Consider the following 6,844-nt stretch of genomic DNA (forward strand, 5'->3'; position numbering starts at 1 on the left):
AGGCCGTAAGAGCACCGACGCCATGACCGATAGAATCCATGCCATCCAGATTGCCACCCCTGGCATCCACACCCGCAGCTTTACCGGCCTGTACCGCACGCTACGGATTGCATTCGCCGGCGCGCTGTTCGTGCTGTTCTTCGGCACCGCCTGGCTCGAGTGGAACGGTCGCCAGGCCGTGCTGTGGGACTTGGCCGACAGCAAGTTCCACATCTTCGGCGCCACCTTCTGGCCGCAGGACTTCATCCTGCTCTCGGCCTTGCTGATCATCTGTGCCTTCGGGCTGTTCGCCATCACTGTCTACGCCGGCCGAGTGTGGTGCGGCTACAGCTGTCCGCAAAGCACCTGGACCTGGCTGTTCATGTGGTGCGAAAAGGTTACCGAAGGCGACCGCAACCAGCGCATCAAGCTTGCCGCCGCACCGTGGAGCCTGAACAAGTTGGCCCGGCGCACGCTCAAGCACAGCCTGTGGCTGGCCATCGGCGTGCTCACCGGGCTGACCTTCGTCGGCTACTTCACGCCGATCCGCCCGCTGGCCCATGAACTGTTCACCCTGCAGCTGGGCGGCGTGGCACTGTTCTGGGTGCTGTTCTTCACCGCGGCCACCTACCTCAATGCCGGCTGGCTACGTGAAGCGGTGTGCTTGCACATGTGCCCGTACGCGCGCTTCCAGAGCGTGATGTTCGACAAGGACACCCTGGCCGTGGCCTACGACCCGCGCCGCGGCGAATCCCGCGGCCCACGCAAGAAAGGCAGTGACGCCCGTGCCCAAGGCCTGGGTGACTGCATCGACTGCACCCTGTGCGTGCAGGTCTGCCCCACCGGCATCGACATCCGCGACGGCCTGCAGATGGCTTGCATCGGCTGCGCCGCCTGCATCGATGCCTGCGACAACGTCATGGACAAGATGGGTTACCCCCGCGGCCTGATTGGCTACAAATCCGAACACAGCTTGCAAGGCGGCACCACCCACTGGCTGCGGCCGCGCCTGCTGGGTTACGTCGCTGCCCTGGTGCTGATGATCGGCGCCCTGGTGATGGCCCTGCAGTTGCGCCCGATGGTGTCGCTGGACGTGATCAAGGACCGCGGCCTGTTCCGCGAGAACGCCCAGGGCCAGATCGAGAACATCTACCTGCTGAAGGTCATCAACAAGACCGCGCAGCCCCAGCGTTACCACCTGAGCCTGCTCGATGCCGAGGGCTTCGAACTGCATGGCACCACCGAGCTCAGCATTCCGGCCGGCGAAATGAGCGAGCTGCCGGTGTCGGTAGCGCTGCTGGCCGAGCGCCCGGCCAGCAGCTCACAGGAACTGGCCTTCGAAATCCGCGACAGCGACCAGCCCGCCGTGCGCAGTGTGGCCCGCAGCCGCTTCGTGGCGCCACTGAACCGCTGATCCCTTACACTGCTTGTTCACCTTGCCTGCCGAGCTCCCATGAAACGCTACGAACGCTTCGCCGACGACATTGCCGAACTGATCCGCTCCGGGGTGCTCGGCCCAGGCCAGCGCGTGCCTTCGGTACGCTATGCCAGCCAGACCCACGGCGTCAGCCCATCCACGGTGTTCCAGGCCTACTACCTGCTCGAACGCCGAGGGCTGATCCGCGCACGGCCGCGTTCGGGCTACTTCGTCAACGCCCACGCCCCGCGCCAGTTCAGCGAGCCCCAGGCGCTGGAGCCACTGAGCGAGTCGACCGAGGTGGACGTCAGCGGCCTGGTGTTCTCCATCCTCGACTCGATCAAGGACCCGAGCACCGTGCCGTTCGGTTCGGCCTTCCCCAGCCCTGAACTGTTCCCGCTGCAGCGCCTGTCGCGCTCGCTGGCCAGTGCCAGCCGGGCCATGGACCCGCGCATGGTGGTCACCGACCTGTCACCGGGAAACCCGCAACTGCGCCGGCAGATCGCCCTGCGCTATATGGTCGGGGGTCTGATGTTGCCGATGGACGAGCTGCTGATCACCAATGGCGCGCTGGAAGCCCTGAACCTGTGCCTGCAGGCGGTCACCGAACCCGGCGATCTGGTGGCCATCGAGGCACCGGCCTTCTATGCCTGCCTGCAGGTGCTGGAACGGCTCAAGCTCAAGGCCGTGGAGATCCCGGTGCACCCGCGCGAAGGCATGGACCTGGCGGTACTGGCCCAGACCCTGGACAAGCACCCGGTCAAGGCCGTGTGGTGCATGACCAACTTCCAGAACCCTGTAGGCGCGAGCATGCCCGAGGCGAAGAAACAGGCCCTGGTCGAGCTGCTGCGCCGCCATCAGGTGCCGTTGATCGAGGACGATGTCTACGCCGAGCTGTACTACTCGCAACAGGCGCCGAAACCGGCGAAGGCCTTCGACACCCAGGGGCTGGTGATGCACTGCGGCTCGTTCGCCAAGAGCCTGGCTCCGGGTTATCGCATCGGCTGGGTGGCCGCGGGGCGCTTCGCTCAGAAGATCGAGCGGCTGAAACTGATGACCTCGCTGTGCGCCTCGATGCCGGCCCAGGCGGCCATCGCCGACTACCTGCAGCACGGCGGCTACGACCGCCACCTGCGCAAGCTGCGCTACGCCCTGGAGGGGCAGCAGGCCAACATGCTGGCCGCCATCGCCCGCCACTTCCCGGCACAGACCCGCGTCAGCCAGCCCTCCGGCGGCTACTTCCTGTGGCTGGAGCTACCCGAACAAATGGACGCCCTGAAGCTGTTCCACATGGCCCTGGCCCAAGGCATCAGCATCGCACCGGGGCCGATCTTCTCGCCAACCCGGCGCTTCGGCAACTGCATTCGCCTGAACTACGGCACACCGTGGAACGAGGCCGCCGAACGCGCAATGGAAACCCTGGGGCGCATCATTCGCTCGTTCTGAAGGAAGGCCAGAACAAGTGCAGCTATAGTTGGGCGACCCACACGCTGGATCGCCGCAATGCTGCCTGATGACTCGTCATTGACCAGACCCAGAGCGGCCAGTGGCTGGTGCAGATCGATCCGCGCACTGCTCAACCTGTGCATCAATGCCCGCGACGCGATGCCGCTGGGGGGGACAATGCGTATCGCCAGTGAGAACGCCCAACTCGATGAGCTGCAGGCACGCGCGCTTGACCTGACTGCCGGCGCCTACCTGCACCTGAGTGTCGGCGACAACGGCATCGGCATGCCTGCCGATGTGCTGCAAAGGGCTTGCGAACCCTTCTTCACCACCAAGCCACTGGGCCAGGGCTCAGGCCTTGGGCTGTCGATCGTGTATGGTTTCGTGCGCCAGTCCGGTGGGCAGTTGCGCATCGCCAGCGAACCGGGGCAAGGGGCCTGCATCCACCTCTACTTGCCACGGGCCTCCTGCGACGCTGCCGGGGCATGCGCGCAACCACAGGCCCCAAGCCAACAGTCCCGCGCAGCGCCTCAGGTGGTCATGCTGGTGGAAGACCAGGACATCCTGCGGCTGCTGATCTGCGAGGTACTCGAGGACCAAGGGCACCTTGTGCATGCATTCAGCGATGGCCGCAGCGCACTGGAAGCCCTGCAGGCAGGCTTGCGCCCGGACCTGCTGATCACCGATATCGGCCTGCCGGGCGGCATCGATGGCTACCAGGTAGCAGTCGCCTGCCAGAAACTCCCCGGCACCGTCGCAGTACTGTACATCACCGGCTATGCCAACAACCGGGTCGACGTCAGCCCTGGCGGGCACTGCGCCGTGCTGTACAAACCGTTCGAACTGGCGGCACTCAACCAGCACGTCGCCCAGTTACTGGAAAATCAGCGCCTGCCGCTGTAGCCCGCTATGCGCTCGCCGTGCGGACAGGTAAAGTCTGACCCTTCATTTCTGTCGGACGTCGCCATGCCCCACCGCGACCTGCTTGCCCTGCGTCAGGAAATCGCAACCCTGCGCCAGCGTAACGCGCAGCTGGAAACCCAGCTGCTGCAATACGCCGATCAGGACCAGAACATCTATCGATTTCTGTTCGACACCATGGACGAAGGCTTCTGCATCATTGAGTTCTTCGACGGCCCCCATGGCCCGCTCAGCGATTACGTGCATGTCCTCGCCAACGCCGCCTACGCCAAGCATGCCGGCATCCCCAACGTGGTCGGGCAGAAGCTGCGCGAGATGGTGCCCGACGAGGCGGACGACTGGGTCGCCCGCTACGGTTCGGTATTGCGCACTGGCGAGCCACTGCAGTTCGAACAGGAGCTGGTTGCCACGGGCCATGTGCTGTCGGTGACCACCTTCCGCGTGGAGCCGGCGGAGCGCCGCCAGGTCGCGGTGTTGTTCAAGGACGTTACCGAGCGGCGCAAGGCCGAACAGGCCCTTCACCAGCTCAATGAAGAGCTGGAGCAGCGGGTCAGCACAGCCCTGGCCGAGCGCCGCCTGTTTGCCGAGCTGGTCGAACATAGCGTGGTCAACGTGCATGTGGTCGATGCGGGCATGCGCTGGCTGGCCGTCAACCGTCAGGCCAAGCACGACTTTCATGCCTTGTACGGTCGCACACCAGAGCTGGGCGATCATCTGCCGACATTGATGGGCGACCACTCGCGAGAGCGCGCGCTGATCATGGCCCTGTGGGGTCGGGCGCTGGCAGGTGAACAGTTCACCGAGATCGGTGCTTTCGGGCCCCGCCATTACGAAATGCGTTTCAACGCCTTGCGCGACCACGACGGCGGCGTGCAAGGCGCCTACTTGTTCGCCTATGACATTACCGAGCGAGTCCAGGAGCAGCAACGCCTGGCCAAGGCCGAGCAGGCGTTGCGCCAGGCGCAGAAGATGGAGGCGGTGGGCCAGCTCAGCGGCGGTATCGCCCACGACTTCAACAACCTGCTGGGCGGCATCATCAATGCTCAGGAACTGATGCAACAGCGCCTGGGCCAGCAGCGCTACGCAGAGCTGGCACCGCTGCTCGAACTGTCCAGCAGCTCGGCGCAACGGGCTTCCTCGCTGGTGCACCGGCTGCTGGCCTTCTCCCGTCAGCAGACCCTGCAACCGTGCTCAACCGAGGTCTCGGCGCTGGTCAACGGTATGGAAGAGCTGATACGCCGCAGCATCGGCCCGTCGATTACCTTGCGCAGCCGCTTCGTCGCCCGGCTGTGGCCAACCTTCATCGACCCACCACAACTGGAAAGCGCCCTGCTCAACCTGTGCATCAACGCGCGCGACGCCATGCCAGGCGGTGGCAGCATCGATATCCAGGGCGACAACATCACGCTCGACAGCGAGCAGGCACGCCCGCTAGAGCTGGCCGCCGGGGACTATGTGCGCCTGAGCGTGGTCGACACCGGTCGTGGCATGAGTGCGGCAGTGGCGGCCCGGGCCATCGACCCGTTCTTCTCCACCAAGCCAATGGGCCAGGGCACCGGCCTGGGGCTATCGATGACCTACGGCTTCGTGCGCCAGTCTGGCGGTCAGCTGCGCTTGTACTCCACATCTGGCGAGGGCACGCGGGTCGAGCTCTATCTGCCACGCCACCACCAACAGCCTGTTGCGGCCCCGCGGCCGCCTGCGCGCAAGCCGCTGGCCGGCAGCTCGGGCGGGCAACGCATCGTGCTGGTGGAGGACCAGGCAGCGTTGCGCCTGGTGGTTGGTGAGGTGCTGGAAGAACTGGGCTACCAGGTCGAGGCCTTCGAGAATGGTTCTGCCGCGCTGGCGCACCTGCAGCAGTGCGAGCAACCGGACCTGCTGCTGAGCGATATCGGCCTGCCCGACGGCCCCAATGGTCGCCAGGTGGCGGAGCGTTGCCGGCAACTGTACCCGGACCTGAAAGTGCTGTTCATTACCGGCTACGACGAAAGTGCTGCGCTCAGCGACGGCCAGTTGCTGCAGGGTACCAGCGTACTGACCAAGCCTTTCGAACTAGAGGCCCTTGCCGAACGAGTGCGTCAACTGCTGGCAGATGAGCTGCCCTGACGGGCAGCCTTCAACGCCCGCCGCTCAGGTCGATGAAGCTGCCAGTGGAATACGAGGCCTTGTCCGACAGCAGCCAGAGGATCGCCTCGGCCACTTCCTCGGCGCGGCCGCCGCGGCCCATGGGCAGGCCGGGTTCGAGTTTGCTCACGCGGTCGGGGTCACCGGAAAGGGCATGGAAACCGGTATGGATGTAACCCGGCCGCACGCCGTTGACCCGCACGCCCTCGCCCGCCACTTCCTTGGCCAGGCCGATGGTGAAGGTATCCAGCGCGCCTTTGGAGGCGGCGTAGTCGACGTACTCGTTGGGTGACCCCAGGCGCGCCGCGACCGAGGACACATTGACAATCGCCCCGCCCTGCCCGCCGTTGCGGCGTGACATGCGCAGCAATGCATGTTTGGCGCAGAGCATGGGGCCGACGACGTTGGTCTTCATCACCTTGAGCAGGCGGAACTCGGACATGTCCTCGACACGGCTTTGCTGGCCGATGGTGCCGGCGTTGTTGACCAGTGCGGTCACCGGGCCGAGTTCCTGGTCGACGCGGTGGAACAGCTGGATCACCTCGTCTTCGACGCTGGCGTCGGCACGCACGGTAATGGCTTCGGCGCCCAGCGCGCGGACCTGGGCGAGGATGTCCTCGGCGGCCTGGTCGTCGGCGTGGTAGTTGATGCAGATGCGGTAGCCCTCGCGGGCGGCCTGCAGGGCGGTGGCGGCACCGATGCCACGGCTGGCACCGGTGATCACGATGACTTTCTCCATGGGACTGCCGATCGTTTGGGATGGGAGGCTCGACAATAGGGGAAAAGGCGTCGTATTGGAATGACCCGCCTCAACCCAGTCATGGATACGCTCTTGCTCTTGCTCTTGCTCTTGCTCTTGCTCTTGCTCTGCTTTTGCTTCTAGCGCGCGATAGTTCAGGCGACGCAAATTGCGACTTCAGGAGGCCGAACGCAGGCGTCTGGAGGGCCAGGGTGCGT

5 protein-coding genes are annotated in these 6,844 nt (G+C 65.1%); 4 read left to right on the plus strand and 1 reads right to left on the minus strand.

The window, feature by feature from the left end; all coding sequences use genetic code 11:
* Positions 1-22 precede the first annotated feature (22 nt).
* The 4 genes from ccoG to ACLEJU_RS22740 all read left to right on the plus strand — a co-directional run bounded on the left by ccoG (position 23) and on the right by ACLEJU_RS22740 (position 5,869).
* The gene (ccoG, locus tag ACLEJU_RS22725; protein WP_435423174.1) at positions 23-1,393 is read left to right on the plus strand and encodes a cytochrome c oxidase accessory protein CcoG; all 1,371 of its coding nucleotides are present in this window, start codon (positions 23-25) and stop codon (positions 1,391-1,393) included.
* A 39-nt stretch (positions 1,394-1,432) separates the two neighbouring features.
* Positions 1,433-2,842: a GntR family transcriptional regulator MpaR gene (gene mapR, locus ACLEJU_RS22730; protein ID WP_435423173.1), complete on the plus strand. Its 1,410-nt coding sequence runs from the start codon at positions 1,433-1,435 to the stop codon at positions 2,840-2,842.
* A gap of 78 nt (positions 2,843-2,920) precedes the next feature.
* On the plus strand, positions 2,921-3,745 hold the full coding sequence (locus ACLEJU_RS22735) for an ATP-binding protein (protein ID WP_435423172.1): 825 nt from the start codon (positions 2,921-2,923) through the stop codon (positions 3,743-3,745).
* A 63-nt stretch (positions 3,746-3,808) separates the two neighbouring features.
* Positions 3,809-5,869: a PAS domain-containing protein gene (locus ACLEJU_RS22740; protein ID WP_435423171.1), complete on the plus strand. Its 2,061-nt coding sequence runs from the start codon at positions 3,809-3,811 to the stop codon at positions 5,867-5,869.
* A gap of 10 nt (positions 5,870-5,879) precedes the next feature.
* On the opposite strand, the gene ACLEJU_RS22745 is transcribed toward ACLEJU_RS22740, so the two are convergent.
* A complete protein-coding gene (locus ACLEJU_RS22745; RefSeq protein ID WP_435423170.1) occupies positions 5,880-6,626 on the minus strand; it encodes an SDR family oxidoreductase in 747 nt (248 codons plus the stop codon).
* Between the last annotated feature and the right edge of the window lie 218 nt (positions 6,627-6,844).

Origin of the sequence: Pseudomonas sp. SMN11, from assembly GCF_052041945.1 — a bacterium.
Lineage (GTDB): Bacteria > Pseudomonadota > Gammaproteobacteria > Pseudomonadales > Pseudomonadaceae > Aquipseudomonas.

Coding starts and splice junctions, on each gene's coding strand:
- ccoG (WP_435423174.1), top strand. CDS start 23: ATGACCGATAGAATCCATGCCATCCAGATTGCCACCCCTGGCATCCAC.
- mapR (WP_435423173.1), top strand. CDS start 1,433: ATGAAACGCTACGAACGCTTCGCCGACGACATTGCCGAACTGATCCGC.
- ACLEJU_RS22740 (WP_435423171.1), top strand. CDS start 3,809: ATGCCCCACCGCGACCTGCTTGCCCTGCGTCAGGAAATCGCAACCCTG.
- ACLEJU_RS22745 (WP_435423170.1), bottom strand. CDS start 6,626: ATGGAGAAAGTCATCGTGATCACCGGTGCCAGCCGTGGCATCGGTGCC.